Here is a 16,822-nt window from a genome sequence, read left to right on the forward strand (position 1 = left end):
TTAACTCTCCTTATTCACGGTGAGACGAACTTTACTGACAGTATTAAAATTCTGAGTGGATGTATTACCAGCAGAAGTCGTATTTTCAGCCGTAGCCCCCATGTCACTGTTCAATACTGTCTGGCGATTAGCGACTGGCTCCCCAGAACCACTCCATACCAGAGTTGGCTGTAATTCATAATTACCCTGTTGATATTTATTCAACATTTTACTGGTGCTTTGCCCCGTAAATTTTTGCCACACGGCCGCTCGCTCAATAATCTTATCTGGTGCCCCACTTTCGACTACCCCATCACCAATCCTGATATAGGCTCCACCGCTACCACTCAAAACTATCTCCTGTTTTGCACTAATGAAAATTTTCCCTTCACTGCTGCTGATATGGATATCTTTCAGCGCATCCAGTGTCATTTCATCACCCTGAGCCTGAATTTCTACTTTACCTTTACTGGCTAATAATTTAATACCCAACTTTTGAGCATACATACTGATACGTTCCCCCGCAGCTACCGTCAGTTTCTTCAGGATACTAAAATCGGTATTACCACCACTGGTCGCAGTGATATTTTCTCCTGCAGATAATTGCAAGGTTTTCGGTGTTACCTGTGCAATACCTTCTGGGGCAGATAGTAGTAAAGCTGATTTTTTGAGATCCCTCAGCGATTCACTTAGCAAGGCTTTCTGCGTTTGTAAATCCGCCAGTTCTGCCTTTGCCGTCTCAGCTGCGCTATTTAATGACTCTGCCAGACTCTGAGCCCGTTCCAGCTGGCTCAGCGCTGCGGCCATATCCAGCATCATTCCATTAGCTGAAGACTGCGTATCCGCCGTAATAAACACCCCAGCCCCACCGCGAATGGAAACGTGTCGGTCAGTACGAAGCTCAGCACCTTTGCCGCGAAGTTTCCTGAAAGCGTCTACATTGTGACCTAAATTAAGCTGGGTTTTACCGCCATACTCAGTACTGAGCTTGACATGCTCTTCGCCGCGCTTGTCCTCCATCCGCAGTTTGTTCAGGCCTGCAGTCCTGACAACATTTCGGGTGCTGTTGGCTTCCGTGACGTGATCAACATGACGGGAATCGTGCAGTGCATGGGCAATATACGGACGATCCGGATCGCCCTCATGGAACGCAATGGCGACTTCAGTACCCTGTATCAGCGGGAAGTGGAAGCCGTACTTGTCGCCACCGTAAGGTTTGGCAAAACGCACCGGCATACTTTCCATGCCCTGACGCTTATCGTCGCGGTCAGCATCAAATTTCACCCGGTACATACCCGACGCATCCTGCCAGGCGTAGATATCGTTATCTTTGGCGCTGGTCACGCGCGCCATCAGCGTGCCGCTGACCACCGGGCGTTTTTTAGGCGCCGGTCGCCAGCACCGATTCTCGTAGTACGGCATGGCCGCCCATTCCACCTTCAGCGCGCTCTGACGACTGGCAGAGTAACCGGCACTGATAATCACGACGCCATTTTCCGTTTCCCGGGGCAGCGTAGGTGGTATGGCCGTTTCAGTAATCGTCAGCACCTGTGCCGGGCCGAGGGTATGGTCGGTACTGCTGCCGGTCACCGTGGTCTGGTTGGACAGAAAACGCTCATGCTCCAGACGTGCCCAGAAATTACCGGTTTCCGCTGTCGGATTAATTTTGTCGCCACGTTCAAGGTGACGCGGGCGGTAGTGATACACATCACCATAGGTAATCCCCTCACCATCGCCGCGGGTCATATCCGCCGGAACGGACGTCAGGATATTCTGGGCTTCGCGGTGGTTGTAATCACCGGCAGTGACCGAGCGTTCCACCACGTTATGCCAGACGTGCACGTCCCACACCGAGTCGGCCGCATTGTCATTCATCCCTGACGGGCTGTTCAGCGGCAGTTTCTTACCAAACGTCCAGGCACTCTGCTTGTCCGCAAAGTGCACCACTTCGGTCTGGGTATCAGGCTGCAGGGTGAAAAAGTAAAAAATCCCCACCTCCGCCAGCAGGCGTTCAATGAAGGCGAGGTCGTTTTCCTGATACTGGTTAATCTGCTCACGCTTTGGATAGACAGCTTTGAGGGTAAACTCATATTCCCAGCCTTTCAGGCCATGTTCCTGCAGCACCTCTGCAACCACTTCCGGCACTGACTTGTTGACGAAAAAGCGGTGAGTACGGAACTGATTACCCAACAGCGCCAGAAACGGCTCCAGTACAATGCAGTATTGCGCTTCATCAGCGGAGCCACCGGTACGCTCGAAACGGGTCACCACCCCGTGAACCACCTTGCGATCCGTCAGGGAAAGCAGGTTGCCCGCGCCCATGGTCAGGGTCGCCGGCTTGCTCAGCATCTGCCGGGCATCAATGTTCTTGTCGGCACTGGTGAAGTTGATGGTGTAGCAGTAAAGCTCGCTCATCGCTTCTGAGCCACTGAAGTCCTCCACGTCGATATCGGCCGTGCAGGAAGGGATATCGAGGCGGTAGCGGTTCAGGGCTTTTCCGGTGACGGTGGCCACCACCGTGTTCAGGGTATCCGTCAGGCTCATGGCGTTGACTCCATTATGTAATCGGTTATTCCATCAGGGCCGGTACGACCGGCGGTGGGCTTAATGTTTAGGGCTGTTTTGCCAACAGGAGAAGAGCTTCACCAGGAGATAAGCCCCAATAGCGCATAGTGTTGCTTTGATCACGATGACGTGCATTTCGAAGCTGTCCATCGCTTCTTCGCCATCACCGTTGATCGGGATATAGGCCTTTATAAAGTCGGCAACCCAGGCATCGGGAATGAAGTGAATCCCCGCCCAGAACAACGCAACAAACAGCAGGATTTTCATTCGGCATTCTCCGCTCGATTCTTCAGAGCCTGCTGCGTCCGGCGTTTCTCCGCCTCTTCCTTTTCCTTAATGTCCTTCTCACACTGGCTGAAATCGGGTGTCCCGCGCACATCTATGCGTGCATAGGCCATCAGGCCATTGCCGCCAGGCACCGGAAAGGTCCCCCGCTTCAACAACAGGCGGCGCAGATGCTGAAAATCACTGTAACGACGCAGGGTGATACATCCCCATGAAACACCGGTTCCGTCGCTGTTCAGAGGATGAAGACGAAAGCCCGTGCGGTTGAGACCGTTCACATTCAGGCTGTCTTTTTTGGTTTTATCGCTAAATAGCGCAAACCATTCAGAATGATGATTCCGGTAACCATGCCAGGCATCAATCGCTTCTGCACGCACCCGGTTGTAGAGACTGCCGGCAGGCCTGTCAGTGACCCAGTAGGTCCCGACAGGAATAGCGGCTTTTTCATGGTCGCCGCAGTCAGGGTTATTGATATAGCGCTCAATGCCCGACAGCACTTCAAACGTCCCGATGCCATAGCATTTCAGGTACGCCGTTTTGCCGTCCGCTGACAGGTTGCCGTAATCCATCATGCAAATCTGCATTTCAGCCTCCGTACGCCTCATTAAACGCCAGTACAATCCCCTCTTCATCATTCCAGCCGAGCGTCAGGGAGTGTGGTTTCTGCTTCGCAGCCATGTGGGTCAGCAGCTGCTGGCTCAGTACCGGCAGTATCTGCTGGTTCAGCAGGCTGTCGATATTGCGCGCGCCGGTGTCCGGCAGCAGGCAGGCGGCGGTCAGGGCGTCATACAGGCTTTCTTCAATATGCGTGGTCAGGCCGTAGTGACGGTGCAGACGCTGGCTGACCTGTGACAGCTTCATCTCCACGATGGTGCGCATGGCCGCTTCGGCCAGCGGGCGATAAATCACGGTCTGGAAGCGCGCCAGCAGCGCCGGCTGGAAGTGGTCACGCAGGATCGGACGCAGCAGCTCGTGCAGGTCGCCTTCGGTGGCGTCCGGCTGTTCATCCAGCAGTTGCATCAGATGGTCGCTGCCGAGATTGGAGGTCATCAGGATGACAGTATTGCGGAAGTCGATTTCGCGCCCTTCGCCGTCGCGCATAAAGCCGCGGTCGAAGACCTGATAGAACAGGTTCATGACGTCGCGGTGCGCCTTTTCCACTTCATCGAGCAGTACCACGCTGTACGGGCGCTTGCGCACGGCTTCGGTGAGGATGCCACCCTGACCGTAACCCACGTAACCCGGAGGCGAACCTTTTAACTGGGAAACGGTGTGCGGCTCCTGGTACTCGGACAGGTTGATGGTAATCAGCGATTTTTCACCGCCGTACAGCACGTCCGCCAGCGCCAGCGCGGTTTCGGTTTTCCCGACGCCACTCGGGCCGATCAGCAGGAACACGCCCTGCGGACCGTTTTCTGACGTCAGCCCGGTTTTGGCTGCCCGCAGGCGCCGGGCGATGGCGGTCAGCGCCACGTCCTGCCCAACCACACGCTTGCCGATTTCGTTTTCCAGGGTCAGCAGTTCGGTTTGCTCGTCTTTCATCAGGGAGGACAGCGGTACGCCGGTCCAGTCGGCAATCACGTTGGCGACGGTGCGTACGTCCACATCCACACAAAGCAGCGGGTTGCTGTGCTGAATGCCATTAAGCGCCTGCTGTAACTCAAGTGTCTCACTCTGACGGGAGATATCCTGGCGGCTTCCCAGCAGTTGTCCGGTGAGTTTCAGTTCCTGCCCGTACTGAGTTTCAAGCTCGTCGAGTGCAACGATAAGGTCGTTCTCTTCCTGCTCAATGACGGTCAGGCGTTCACCATGGTTCTGATTGCCGACAGCAATATCTTCCAGCAGCGCCTGCTTTTCCATTTCCAGCGAAGTGATATCCGAGCGGATGCGGGTCAGCTGTTCCGGCACTGTGTCGAGGCTCATACGCACACGCGCAGCGGCGGTGTCGAGCAAGTCAACCGCCTTATCAGGCAACTGGCGGCCAGTCAGGTAACGACGGGAGAGCGTGACTGCAGCGCGAACCGCATCGTCAGTAATATGCACATTGTGGTGCTCAGCGTAGCGGGATTTCAGACCACGCAGCATCAGACACGCCGTATTATCGTCCGGCTCGTCCACTTTGACCATCTGGAAGCGGCGCTCCAGAGCAGCATCGCGCTCAAAATATTGTTTGTACTCGGACCAGGTTGTCGCGGCGATGGTACGCAGTTCACCGCGGGCCAGCGCCGGTTTCAGTAGATTTGCTGCATCGGCACCGCCCGCCTGATTACCGGCACCAATAATGGTGTGGGCTTCATCGATAAACAACAATATCGGCACCGGTGACTGCTGCACCGCGTCAATCACGTTTTTCAGGCGCTGTTCGAACTCGCCTTTCACGCCCGCTCCCGCCTGCAACAGGCCGAGGTCGAGGGTGCGCAGCACCACTTGCTTGAGCGATTCCGGTACGTTGCCCCCGGCGATACGCAGCGCCAGGCCTTCGACCAGCGCCGTTTTGCCGACGCCAGGTTCGCCGACCAGGATCGGATTGTTTTTCCGGCGACGGGAGAGAATGTCCACCATCTGGCGAATTTCGGTGTCACGGCCAAACACCGGGTCGATTTTGCCCACTTTCGCTCTGGCGGTGACGTCGAGGGTAAATTTATCCAGTGCATTCTGTAGCGCCGGGTTCAGTTCACCGTCTTTTATCTCTGCGCCGATCGGACGTCCGACAAATTCCACTTCACCACCGTGATTTTGTGCCAGTTCTGCTTCTTGCTGTACATCTGGACGCTCATCAGACTGCGCGTCCAGAAGCCCGCGAAGACGATCAAGCTGGCTCTGGCCGAGCGTAAGCAAAGGCCACATACCGTCGCAGCGCGCCAGTTTAGGCTTACCAACCAGCACCATCAGCAGATGGACACTGCGGATGTGCTCTTCGCCGTTAAGGGAGGCAATCAGCCAGGCTTCCTGTATCAGTATCTGGATATCAGCGGACAACTGCGGGCGACTGCGTACCGAACGCGGTTGATTATCCAGCCAGCCGAGCAAATCCTGCCATAGCGCATCCATATCCCACTCGTAGCGACGCGCCAGCACCGTCAGGTCACCTTCCCCTTGCTCCAGCAGCTTCAGAAGCCAGTGCTCCGGCAAAATTTCCGCATGCGCGCGGGTCTGGCAGAGCGAGGCTGCCCCTTCCATCGCACGGGCACAGTAAGGGTTCAGACGTCGCAGCAGGATGGCTGGATTTTCCATGACTTTCTCTCTATATCGGTTCCTGGACACGCTACCGCCCATCGCTGTTTCCCGTGAAGGGGACCAAAGCGCATGAGGTCGGGCTGGCAGATTGTGGGTTTCTTTGCTCAACGCCCGTTTGAGACAGGCACTCAGCAAAAAACTGCGGACAGGAAAACCCTGCCCGCATCAGGATTACGCGGTGGCGCGTTCATTCCATGAGTCGGAATGAATGATGTTGCCGTCTTTGTAGGTCCAGGTGATTTTTTCGTAACGCAGTTCTACGCGCTCAAGATGGTTGTGCTTCTCTTTGGAAGGCTCCTTGATGTCGTACATTTCAGGATTCACTTTCACCACTTTTACGTTCTCGAGTTTGGTGTTGAAGTACTCAACTTCCTGGCCCGCGTCGTTGATTTTGTACCATTTGAATTCCGCAGACTTCAGGGTCTGACCGGTGGTCACGGCTTTGTACAGGTACGGGCTGGACGAATCGATTTCCTTGGTGAACAGGAACGGCGTGTGGATACGGGTACCGGTCAGCTTGCCGGTGTTGTTATCGGTCGGGATGTACAGGTTATGCTCCTGCGCCACCACTTCGATGCTGCCTTCACGGTCCTGAACGTCAACAGATCCTTTGATGTCCGCGCCGCCGTCGTCTTTCAGCCAAAGATAAACAGGAATTGCCATGAAATTACTCTCCATTGTGTAGTGAAGCGCCATCATCCTGCGATGACGCTGAGGTTTTGCCGGGTATCTGACAGGCATTCGCCTGCGGTACCAGACTGATTTCGACACGGCGGTTAAGCGCACGGCCTTCCGGGGTGTCATTGGTTGCGACAGGGCGGCTTTCGCCATAGCCCTGTACCGCAAAACAGCTTTCGGGCACGTCGCCGGTGTCACGCATCCAGTTGCGCACGGACTCCGCGCGCTTAAGCGACAGCACCTGGTTGGATTTGTCATCCCCCGTACTGTCGGTATGGCCCGCCACCACAATCAGCCAGCCTGGTTTCGCCTTAGCGCCTACCAGGGAGTTCACCAGCATTCTGGAGGAGCCAGACTTGAGGTCGTACTTGCCCGAGTCGAACAGCGACATGCTGTCGAGGCGAATGGTTTTCGGACCCCGAATAATTTTCTTAATGACCGGAGGAGGTGGTGACGGAGGTGCCCAGTCGCTGACGGCGGCCTCAACGGGCGGAACCAGACGCAACCCCTGATACAGTCCCAGACGATAACGCAGTGGCTCCCCGCGGCGCTGCCAGTCGTCCAACAATGCGCCATCGGCTCTCAGGCGCTGTTGCGCCCGCAGTTTCGGTGCAACCGGCGTGCCGGTGAGATGGTGGTATAACGCAAGATGATCGCCAACATTACGGATAAGACGCTGGTTGTTCACCCATGACGCCACCATCGCCAGCGCGAGAAAAATCCCGCCCAGTAATCCTGCGTAACGCCAGAACAGCATCCGGCGACTCACACCACGTCGTCGCGGTAACCCTGGCAGCAGCTGTTCAGGCAATGGCAGTGGCTCTGTAGTCAGGACGACATCCGGTGGCAGCTCGGTCACAGCGGTGATGTGCTGTTGCCAGAGATTGCACTTGGTACCGCTCACCGGAACCATGCACATGCCCTGCACGCAGGGTTTCATCGCCGGTAATTCCCCCCTCCTTACCGACAGCAGCTCATTGACCGCGCTGTTCTGCCAGGCAAGCAGACCGTCCAGCCACAGACCCTGACTCAGACGCGAAAGACGCCCGTCTGCACCGGTCTCTCGGATCCATTCAGTCAGTGACACATTGCCCTGACCAGGCTGATACACCTGAATACCGATCCGCTGGCTTACCGTGCTAAACCAGACGGGCTCAGCCTCCGCACAGGCCGCAGGTGGAGATACCCAAGTCACGGTCCACAGCGGAGGGATCATGCCGAATGCCGCACGGCACTGGACGACAGCCCGCTGCCATCCCCGCAGGGACTGGGTAAAATCATCATCGGATGTGTGCAGCTCGGGTACCACCGCCAGCATGACCGAGATTTGCGATACCAGGGCCGGGCGAGCAAGGCTCAGGTGCTGCGCAAAGAGTGGCAGCTGTTCCGCATCCTTTACCCACAGATACCAGCCCTGCCGGGTTTCCCGGAAACGGGCTCCGGACACAAACAGAGGAGTGTTGTCGCCAGAAACAAGGATCACCGCCCCCTGAAAATCTTCCGGCGGTAGGTTTTCATCCGCAATCTCGCGTAGTGCGCTCGCCCGCGCCTGAGAAGCCCGGCGCTGATGCCAGAACATCACCCCGGACACCAGAGCAACAAGCAGGGTGAGTGCCACACGGCTCACCGTTGACAGTGGCCAGAATCCGAGGATGAGCCACAGCGCCAGTACGGCACCCAAGGCAGTTAACAGACTTCGGTACACATCCCGCATCGCTTACCCCGGCCTGACAGTCTGGCTTACCAGCTCGGTAAGCGAGGACGAGAGGAAGAACCAGAGTGCCGCCAGAGCGACAGCAGCCACAGCCCAGGTCAGCCAGTACCCGCGTCGGCCGCTGCGCAAGCTTGATGCGCGGGCAATAATGGGGGCGTCCTGTGCCAGTGTGAAAGCCGGAACCCGTTCAGCGAGTGCGAGAACAACATCTTCCCGTCGCTCATCATCCTGGGCACGATACTGACCAACGAACCCCAGTTGCAGGGTCCGGTACATGCAGGTCAGGACGGAGGAATCAGGGGCGGTTTCTTTCAACAGATTGCGGATCCGTTCCCATAACTCCTCACCGGCATTGAGGGTGCCAAAGAAATGCGCCTGCAGCGGATCACGATGCCAGGCCAGGTAGCCATCATCGGTGGTTCCCCGGTTCATCACGCTCTCATCAAGCAGTGCACACAGGGCATACACCATATGGTCACGGCTGATGTTGCTGTAACCTGCCTCCGTGAGTGCAACCTTCGCATCCTGCACCAGACGACGGGCCCGACGATAGAGCCCTTCTCCGTCACGGACTTCCTGACCGCCCCGCAGCTGGCTAACCATAAGCCAGCCCGGGTAGAAGATACGTTCTGTCTGAATGAGTTCAGATTTTTTCATGTGCGCAGCACCGCAAAGAGTTCAAGTTTCACATCCCCCAGTGAGCGCGGGGTATAGAAGGTGCAACTACCCATTTCAAGCATCGTACGTGCCGCCTCAGTACTCAGATCCAGCGAGAAATACTGGTTCTCAAGACGTAACGGGATAGCAGCTGGAACATGCGTCAGAGGTTTGATAAGCATCCCGCTCAGTGCCACATTCACCACATCCGAAACATCATCAAAGCTGCCCGCTTTACACAGCTGCGGGAATTTCGTCTGAAGCTCATGGTTCGGCATGGATGAGCGTACGGAGAGGTAGAAGTCCGCCCCTTCGCGCAGGCGCGCATCGTGCAGGGCACCTTTCCAGATCTGGTCCTGATGCTCCAGGTGGATACTCACGACCCGCGACGGCAGGCTGGCTTCCAGCAGTTTATCGAGCAGCGTCAGCAACGGCGGGAATACCCGTTCCGGTTCATCGTGCAGATAGGCAGGAATGTCACTGACGTCATGCTCCAGTGAGAAGGTCAGCAGGCTGCCAGCCAGACGGGTCAGTTCGCGGTACAGCAGTTCCGGGTGACGATCCGGTGTCTGCAGTAGTTCCGCCAGCACCGGCTCGGCACTGTTCAGGGCATTGAGAAGCCAGAACAGGGAGACATCCGCGACAGCAAAGTCGGCCATCCTCTCATTGCTTTCGCGTCGCATGGCCATCAGGCGACGGCGACGAACCTGCAGGCGGATCAGCAGGTCACCCAGTTCTACGGTCAGCAACGGGCTTGCAGAAATGGAAAGCATCGGCGGAATGAAATCCGGGTCTCTGCTCCACTGTCCCTGTGCATTACGCACCAGACGGGCTACCGGACAGGTCAGGTAAGCCGTATTTTCCTGACTGGACAGACGCAAGGTCAGAGCATGACGCAGAATGGCGAGTTCTCCACTTTCATGGCCCGCAAGCTCCTGCACCACCACACGTTCGGCTTTCCAGCGACGCGGGCGTTCACTGTCCTGCCCGTTATCGAGATTGCCACCACTGGCGCTCATCAACGGCAGCGCGACAACCACGTCAACAGCCTCACTGCTGGCTGCAATAGACACATCGCAAACCGGAGGAAGATTGTCTGCCAGGTTCGTATCAACAAGAGTACCGTCCTGAAATCGCACCACCAGACGCGTGGCATTCAGGCGCGAGAGCGCCAGTGCAGCATCATCAAATTCCGCCGCAATCACGCCCCATGGATGAGAAATACCCATCCGGGCGACCATACTGGCTACGTGCTCACTCCATCGGGCCTGCTGCTGGAACTGTTGCGGGGCCAGAGCGGCCCCATCCTCCCAAAGCGGGCGGTAAATTTTCATCCCTGATTTCTCCCCGCCTTACGCTTTCGCTTTCGGCATCTGGCTCACCAGCGACAGGTTCACGTCCATGCCTTCCACCTGGAAGTGCGGCACCGCGAACAGCTTCACACAGAAGAAGCCCGGGTTGTCCTCAATGTCTTCCACCACCACCTTCGCGTCGCGCAGCGGGTGGGAGGCCTGCAGCTCGTCGCCCGGATCGGTCATTTCGGTCACCAGACTGCGTACCCACGTATTGAGTTCCAGCTCCAGCAGACGTCTGTCTTTGGTGGTGCCGATGTTTTCGCGCTGAATCAGCTTCAGGTAGTGCGCAATGCGCGACAACAGGAAGATGTACGGCAGGCGGGCATTGATGCGGCTGTTGGCGGTGGCGTCCGCAGTGTCGTACAGCGCCGGTTTCTGGGCGGAGTTCGCTGAGAAGAAACAGGCATAATCGCGGTTTTTGTAGTACGACAGCGGGATAAAGCCCAGGTTGGCGAATTCAAACTCGCGCGTTTCCGGGATCATCACCTCCGACGGGATTTTCACCTGGTTACCGGTGCCAAGGTCATACAGGTGGATCGGCAGATCTTTCACCGCGCCACCGGCCTGCGGGCCACGGATCTGCACGCACCAGCCATTATTGATGAAGCTCTTCACCATGTTCGAGGCGAAGGAGAATGACGCGCTGGTCCACAAATACTTATCGTGATCCGGGCCCTTCACCTGCTCGACATAGTTGAAGCTACGCACCGGCACGGTGTCCGGACCGTACGGCAGACGCCCCAGCACGCGCGGCATCACCAGGCCGATATAGCGTGAGTCGTCGGTGTCACGGAAGGATTTCCACTTAATATACTCAGCGCGATCGAAGTAGTTGCCGATATCTTTAATCGCTGCAACTTCTTCCATGGAGTCTTTCAGGAAGAATTTCGGACCGACGGCACCGATAAACGGCATATGTGCAGCAGCAGACACTTTAGAGATGTTGCGCAGCAGTGCCACGTCCTGCGGACTGGCATCGAACTCATAGGAGGAGATCACCGAGCCAATTGGCTCTCCGCCAGGGGTGTCATATTCGGCGGTATAAGTGTGCCAGTAGAGTCCGCTCTGGATCAGTTCCGGCGCATCTTCGAAGTCCTGACGCAGATCGTCTTTCGAGACGTTCAGAATTTCAGTCTTCACGTTCTGGCGGTAGTCAGTGCTGTCCACCAGCTGCTTCAGGCCGCGCCACAGTGATTCCACCTTCTGGAACTCTTGATGGTGCATTACTGCGTCCAACTGGCGACTGATCTGGAAATCCAGCTCAGCGATGTGGTGGTCAATCAGCGTCTTGTCGAGCTTTTCCACCTGTTGTCCGGACTTGCGGATGCAGTCCATAAACACCTGCATCGCGGCCGTCAGGCGCTCACCTGCCGGAGCGTCAGACAAAGCGGCATCGTCGAGGAAGTCGTTAATATCACCCAGGCTGGATGCCGGGGTCAGATGAATTTTTTCAAACAGGGAGGCGTAAACGCTCTCTTTTTCCAGTACGGTGGTCTGCCCCTGCGCGGAGGCGGTTTCAGAATTTACAGACATCAGCATATTCCCGGTTAATCCATTAAATAACGCACGCCGCTTATTTCGGGGCCAGTGCACTCATTTCGTCGCGTAATTCCTGAGACAGCGCCGGGTCTTTAAGAATTTTCTCGAGTTCTTTTCTGAAAGTAGCGTTATCAAGGAGATTAGATTTCAGATCGCGTAATAAATTACGCATCGCCAGCATGGCACGGAGTTGAGGGATCTGACGGGCCACCTGTTCCGGTTCGAAATCTTTAATATCGGAGAAACTCAGCTTCACGTTCTCTTCCGAACCATCCCCTGCCAGCGTATTCTGCACACTAAGGTTTACTTCCGGGTTAAATTCCGAAAGTACGCTATTAAAGTTATTTTTATTGACGTTGATTTTTTCTCTTTCAGATAATGGACGACTTTCTTTGCCATTACTGAAATCACCGACGGTGAGGAGTTTCAGCGGCAGTTCGACTTTCTTCTGTGCGCCACCAGTGTGCAGAGCCAACTTTAAATTTATGCGTGCCTTCGGCACCTCGTTCTGGAACGTATCGGCCATAGCGGTCCCTTTCCTTAAGGAATGTTTGTTGAAAATAACGACGTTTCTTTACAAATCCATAGTAGAACAAAACACCATTCAAGATCAACTAAACAGATCATAGATCTGACATAAGACTTTTATTAAGAATTTTAATCCATTAACAATTAGCACATAACGCCATTTAAACAAAAACAAAACACAGCATTAACTTTTTAATTACAGAAGGGTGAAATTAAAATCCACTCGCGATGAAAACATCCTCTTTATATCAAAGAACACGCATATTATTGATATAAATCAATGAATGAATACAGCGGCAGATACCCTCACGCTTGAGGGATTTCTGAATCCGCAAATAACAGCACGATATTTTTCTTAAAAGTATCAGCAATAAAAAAGTCCAATACTGGACAAGAAATAATTCCGAGAACGTAATAAAAATATATTTATCATTCGCGATGTGAATGTATTATTCAAACGAAGACCTTTCCAAATAGTAATCGTACCTCAGATACCTGATAGTAATAGCTCGTAAGAGTCAACGAAAGGTTTATTCCATTTGTGGCGCGATTGTCAATATAAAAACGTCATAATAAGATTCCCCAGGCTTAATTGCTGGGTACCATTCGTCGGATGTCGTTGCGGCGGGAGAGGGTCAAATAAAGAGACTGGCGCTGTAAGCGCGCCAGCTCAGGTTTAGCGGTAGTAGCCTTAGGCTAACAGGCAATGATCAGTGCTTTTCGATATACATCGTCCGGCTATAGGCTACGTCTTCGGGGTTATTAATCGGATAACCTTTCACCCACGGCTTGATCAAACGTCCATTGGTATACTGATAAATCGGGGCTATCGGGGCTTTCTCGGTCAGGATTTTTTCCGCCATGTTGTAATCTTCGTTACGCGCTTTCTCGGTGGTTTCAAGCGTCGCCTGGTTGATAATCTTGTCGTAAGCCGGGTCCTTGAAACGGGAAATATTGCCGCTGTGGGTTGAGGTCAGCAGCGAAAGGAACGTGGAGGGCTCGTTGTAATCCCCTACCCACGACGCGCGGATCACATCAAAATTACCGGTGTTGCGGCTGTCAATGTAGGTTTTCCACTCCTGGTTTTGCAATTTGACATCCACACCCAGGTTCTTCTTCCACATTGATGCCACGGCGATGGCAATTTTCTGGTGGTTTTCTGATGTGTTGTACAGCAGAGTTAGCTTCAGCGGACGCTGCGGACCGTAGCCTGCCGCCTGCAAAAGCGTCCTTGCTTGTGCGTTTAACTCCTGCTGCGACATCTGCTCAAAAGGCGATGTCTCCGGCGTAAAACCTGCCGTGACGTCAGGAGTGAAGTGCCAGGCTGGTTTTTCACCTGTACCCAGTACTTTTTCCGCCATAATACGCCTGTCGATTGTCATGCTCAGTGCCAGGCGCACGCGGGCATCAGCCGTTGGGCCTTTCTGCGTGTTGAACGCATAGTAATAGGTGCCCAGCTGCGGCGGCGTATACACCTGCCCCGGAATATCCTTCAGCAGCTTCTGATACATATTTTTTGGGAACGACTCGGTGATATCAATATCGCCAGCCAGATAACGTTTTGTGGCTGAAGACTCCTGGTTAATAGGCACAAAAGTGACTTTTTTCAGAACCGTTTTGGCGTTATCCCAGTAGTGTGCATTCGGCTCCACCACCAGCTTCTCGTTGACCACACGATCTTTCAGCACATACGCACCGTTCCCCACAAGGCTGCCCGGACGCGTCCACTCTTTACCACTCTCAACATTGGCTTTCTGGACTGGATAAAACGCAAAGTTAGCCGTCAGGTTGCTGAACCAGGGCAGCGGCTTATCCAACTGTACGCGCAACGTTTTGGCATCGACGGCCGTAACGCCAAGCGTATCAGGCGCGGCTTTACCATCGATAATCGCCTGCGCGTTGTTTATACCCGCCAGCGCCGCAAACCACGCAAACGGTGAGGTGGTTTTTGGGTCAACCAGACGCTGCCAGCTGTAGACAAAATCCTGCGCCGTCACGGGCGTGCCGTCAGACCATCGGGCGTTGTCTCGCAGCGTGAAGGTCCAGACACGGTTATCGTTGCTCTGCCAGCGCGTTGCCACGCCGGGGGTCAGTTCCCCTTTTTCATTCTGATTCACCAGACCTTCATAAAGGTCACGGATCACCTGAATTTCAGGCAAACCTACGGCCTTAGCCGGATCGAGCGAAGCCGGTTCGTCTTTAATGTGTCTCACCAGTTCCTGTTTTTGCGCCAGAACAGTGCCCTGCGGCACATTAGCAGCGTACGAAAGTGAAGAAAGTCCGCACAGCCAGAGTGCAGTACAGAGACGCGAAACAGGATGCTTCATAAGATCCCCTTGATTGAATTCAGATAACCAGCAGATGCGTAATTATTTGTTTCACAAATGAGAAAAGCAAATACCTTCATCCGGAAAGTTGATATCTGGCAATTTTCCGCTAACACGGAAACTATTTGATAAACAGCAAGTTTTGCACAACACTGCCAATAGAGACATTTTTATCAGGATTTCGTATGACAATCACCCGACCAAGAGCGCAACGTGGTGCTTTTCCGCCTGGCGCTGAGCAATATGGCCGTTCTTTTTTTGGTGCATCTTTGATCTGGTTTCCTGCCCCGGAGGCCGATCGTAACAGCGGTCTGATCATTGCCGGTACGCACGGCGATGAGCATTCATCCATTGTCACGCTGTCGTGCGCGCTGAGGACACTGACTCCCGAACTGCGGCGTCATCACGTGATTTTGACCGTCAATCCGGATGGCTGTCAGCTTGGGTTGCGTGCCAATGCGAGGGGGATTGACTTAAACCGCAATTTTCCGGCAGCAAACTGGCGCGCCGGTGAGACGGTGTATCGCTGGAACAGCTCCGCCGAAGAGCGCGATGTGGTCCTGCTGACGGGAGACACCCCCGGCTCGGAGCCGGAGACGCAGGCGTTATGCCAGCTCATTCATAAGATCCACCCGGCCTGGGTTGTCTCGTTCCACGATCCGCTGGCCTGTATCGAAGATCCGCGCCATACGGCGCTAGGTCAGTGGCTGGCTGAGGCATTTGCCCTTCCGCTTGTGACCAGCGTGGGTTACGAAACACCAGGCTCGTTCGGCAGCTGGTGCGCTGACCTGGGACTGCATTGTATCACCGCAGAATTCCCGCCTATCTCGTCTGATGAAGCCAGCGAAAAGTATCTCAAGGCGATGACAGAACTTCTGCGGTGGGAACCTCAGAGATGAAGCACGCCCGTGGTGAAATTCAGCGCGGGTGAGACGTCAACCGCCAGCCATGTCGGGCCATCGAGATCGGCAAAACGCACTTGATTTGCCAGCGGCAGCGCCGCGCCAATCGCCCGGGATGTGCACAACATGCATCCCAGCATGAGGGTAAATCCCTGCTCCTGCGCCGCTTTTGCCAGCGCAAGCGCTTCGGTTAATCCGCCCGTTTTGTCGAGCTTAATATTAACCATCTCATAGCGGCCTTTAAGGCTGTCCAGGCTGTCACGGGTGTGACAACTTTCATCTGCACAGACAGGAAGTGGATGAATGAAATTCGCCAGGGCGGCATCCTCATGCGCCGGTAAAGGCTGTTCGAGCATGGCAACGTCAAGATCGGCCAGCAGCTGACAGCGTGCGGCCAGTCCCTCGCTATGCCAGGATTCATTCGCATCCACAATCAGCGTTGCCTGCGGCACTGCCGCACGAATGGCAACCATCCGTTCACTGATTAATCGATCGTCGAGCTTAATCTTTAATAACGTCGCACCGGAGTCGTAGAGCGCTTTTGCGCTGGCCGCCATCTGTTCTGGTTCACCAATAACGACCGTCTGCGCGGTCACAACCGCCCCCGGCAACGTAATCCCCAGGTGCGAGGACAAGGTTGTCTGCCGCTGCGCGGCCTCCAGGCTCCACAGCGCGCAGTCAATCGCGTTGCGCGCTGCACCGGCGGGCAGTCGCTGTTGCAACGATTCGCGGGTAAGGCCCGTTTGAAGATCGGGAACCAGGGTCATGATCTGGGCCATCACCGAAGCAAGGCTCTCGCCGTAGCGAGGATAAGGTGTGCATTCACCGACCCCCTTAATGCCGTCCTCCTCTATTTCGACCACCACGACGCAGGCTTCACTGCGACTGCCGCGGGAGATCACAAACGGGGTATGCAATGGCCAGGCTTCTTCATAGACCTTTACGCTTCTCATCACTGACTCCTTGTAGCCCGGTAAGGCATAAAAATTGGTTTGCCGTGTTATCCGCGGATGGCATACACTAGCCCCGACGTTAACTATATGTAAACAGGAAGAT

General features: G+C 54.9%; 13 protein-coding genes. 1 reads left to right on the forward strand and 12 read right to left on the reverse strand.

From position 1 onward, the window contains the following. The 11 genes from KW829_RS01370 to KW829_RS01420 form a co-directional block, all read right to left on the reverse strand. Positions 1-2,523 carry a type VI secretion system Vgr family protein gene (locus tag KW829_RS01370; RefSeq protein ID WP_218307455.1) on the reverse strand — a complete coding sequence of 841 codons (2,523 nt, stop codon included), beginning with the start codon at positions 2,521-2,523 and terminating at the stop codon, positions 1-3. 60 nt (positions 2,524-2,583) lie between these two features. Beyond that, a complete protein-coding gene (locus KW829_RS01375) occupies positions 2,584-2,811 on the reverse strand; it encodes a hypothetical protein (RefSeq protein ID WP_089600806.1) in 228 nt (75 codons plus the stop codon). Further along, positions 2,808-3,413: a DUF2778 domain-containing protein gene (locus KW829_RS01380; protein ID WP_218307456.1), complete on the reverse strand. Its 606-nt coding sequence runs from the start codon at positions 3,411-3,413 to the stop codon at positions 2,808-2,810. Before KW829_RS01380 ends, KW829_RS01375 begins: the two co-directional genes overlap by 4 nt. Before the next feature lies 1 nt (position 3,414). Then, complete coding sequence (tssH, locus tag KW829_RS01385) at positions 3,415-6,063, reverse strand: type VI secretion system ATPase TssH (protein WP_218307457.1); 2,649 nt, start codon at positions 6,061-6,063, stop codon at positions 3,415-3,417. Between the two features lie 174 nt (positions 6,064-6,237). Then, complete coding sequence (gene hcp, locus KW829_RS01390; RefSeq protein WP_218307458.1) at positions 6,238-6,729, reverse strand: type VI secretion system effector Hcp; 492 nt, start codon at positions 6,727-6,729, stop codon at positions 6,238-6,240. Between the two features lie 4 nt (positions 6,730-6,733). Further along, entirely contained in the window at positions 6,734-8,458 is a 1,725-nt protein-coding gene (locus KW829_RS01395) for an OmpA family protein (RefSeq protein ID WP_218307459.1), read from the reverse strand. A gap of 3 nt (positions 8,459-8,461) precedes the next feature. Further along, entirely contained in the window at positions 8,462-9,115 is a 654-nt protein-coding gene (tssL, locus tag KW829_RS01400; protein ID WP_218307460.1) for a type VI secretion system protein TssL, short form, read from the reverse strand. Beyond that, positions 9,112-10,449 carry a type VI secretion system baseplate subunit TssK gene (gene tssK, locus KW829_RS01405; protein ID WP_010431638.1) on the reverse strand — a complete coding sequence of 446 codons (1,338 nt, stop codon included), beginning with the start codon at positions 10,447-10,449 and terminating at the stop codon, positions 9,112-9,114. Before tssK ends, tssL begins: the two co-directional genes overlap by 4 nt. Before the next feature lie 18 nt (positions 10,450-10,467). Then, a complete protein-coding gene (gene tssC / locus KW829_RS01410) occupies positions 10,468-12,009 on the reverse strand; it encodes a type VI secretion system contractile sheath large subunit (protein ID WP_371317562.1) in 1,542 nt (513 codons plus the stop codon). Between the two features lie 34 nt (positions 12,010-12,043). Further along, positions 12,044-12,535 (reverse strand): type VI secretion system contractile sheath small subunit, encoded by a 492-nt coding sequence (gene tssB, locus KW829_RS01415; RefSeq protein ID WP_010431643.1) that lies wholly within the window; start codon positions 12,533-12,535, stop codon positions 12,044-12,046. A gap of 712 nt (positions 12,536-13,247) precedes the next feature. Then, on the reverse strand, positions 13,248-14,864 hold the full coding sequence (locus tag KW829_RS01420) for an ABC transporter substrate-binding protein (protein WP_010431646.1): 1,617 nt from the start codon (positions 14,862-14,864) through the stop codon (positions 13,248-13,250). 185 nt (positions 14,865-15,049) lie between these two features. Here KW829_RS01420 and mpaA point away from each other — a divergent pair, with 185 nt between their 5' ends. Next, entirely contained in the window at positions 15,050-15,763 is a 714-nt protein-coding gene (mpaA, locus tag KW829_RS01425; protein WP_010431649.1) for a murein tripeptide amidase MpaA, read from the forward strand. Here mpaA and ycjG read toward each other — a convergent pair. Continuing rightward, a complete protein-coding gene (gene ycjG, locus KW829_RS01430; RefSeq protein WP_010431653.1) occupies positions 15,754-16,719 on the reverse strand; it encodes an L-Ala-D/L-Glu epimerase in 966 nt (321 codons plus the stop codon). The genes mpaA and ycjG overlap by 10 nt on opposite strands. Positions 16,720-16,822 lie beyond the last annotated feature (103 nt).

This window comes from Enterobacter sp. ENT02, assembly GCF_019219165.1.
Taxonomy (GTDB): domain Bacteria; phylum Pseudomonadota; class Gammaproteobacteria; order Enterobacterales; family Enterobacteriaceae; genus Enterobacter; species Enterobacter mori.

Coding starts and splice junctions, on each gene's coding strand:
- KW829_RS01370 (WP_218307455.1), bottom strand. CDS start 2,523: ATGAGCCTGACGGATACCCTGAACACGGTGGTGGCCACCGTCACCGGA.
- KW829_RS01375 (WP_089600806.1), bottom strand. CDS start 2,811: ATGAAAATCCTGCTGTTTGTTGCGTTGTTCTGGGCGGGGATTCACTTC.
- KW829_RS01380 (WP_218307456.1), bottom strand. CDS start 3,413: ATGCAGATTTGCATGATGGATTACGGCAACCTGTCAGCGGACGGCAAA.
- tssH (WP_218307457.1), bottom strand. CDS start 6,063: ATGGAAAATCCAGCCATCCTGCTGCGACGTCTGAACCCTTACTGTGCC.
- hcp (WP_218307458.1), bottom strand. CDS start 6,729: ATGGCAATTCCTGTTTATCTTTGGCTGAAAGACGACGGCGGCGCGGAC.
- KW829_RS01395 (WP_218307459.1), bottom strand. CDS start 8,458: ATGCGGGATGTGTACCGAAGTCTGTTAACTGCCTTGGGTGCCGTACTG.
- tssL (WP_218307460.1), bottom strand. CDS start 9,115: ATGAAAAAATCTGAACTCATTCAGACAGAACGTATCTTCTACCCGGGC.
- tssK (WP_010431638.1), bottom strand. CDS start 10,449: ATGAAAATTTACCGCCCGCTTTGGGAGGATGGGGCCGCTCTGGCCCCG.
- tssC (WP_371317562.1), bottom strand. CDS start 12,009: ATGCTGATGTCTGTAAATTCTGAAACCGCCTCCGCGCAGGGGCAGACC.
- tssB (WP_010431643.1), bottom strand. CDS start 12,535: ATGGCCGATACGTTCCAGAACGAGGTGCCGAAGGCACGCATAAATTTA.
- KW829_RS01420 (WP_010431646.1), bottom strand. CDS start 14,864: ATGAAGCATCCTGTTTCGCGTCTCTGTACTGCACTCTGGCTGTGCGGA.
- mpaA (WP_010431649.1), top strand. CDS start 15,050: ATGACAATCACCCGACCAAGAGCGCAACGTGGTGCTTTTCCGCCTGGC.
- ycjG (WP_010431653.1), bottom strand. CDS start 16,719: ATGAGAAGCGTAAAGGTCTATGAAGAAGCCTGGCCATTGCATACCCCG.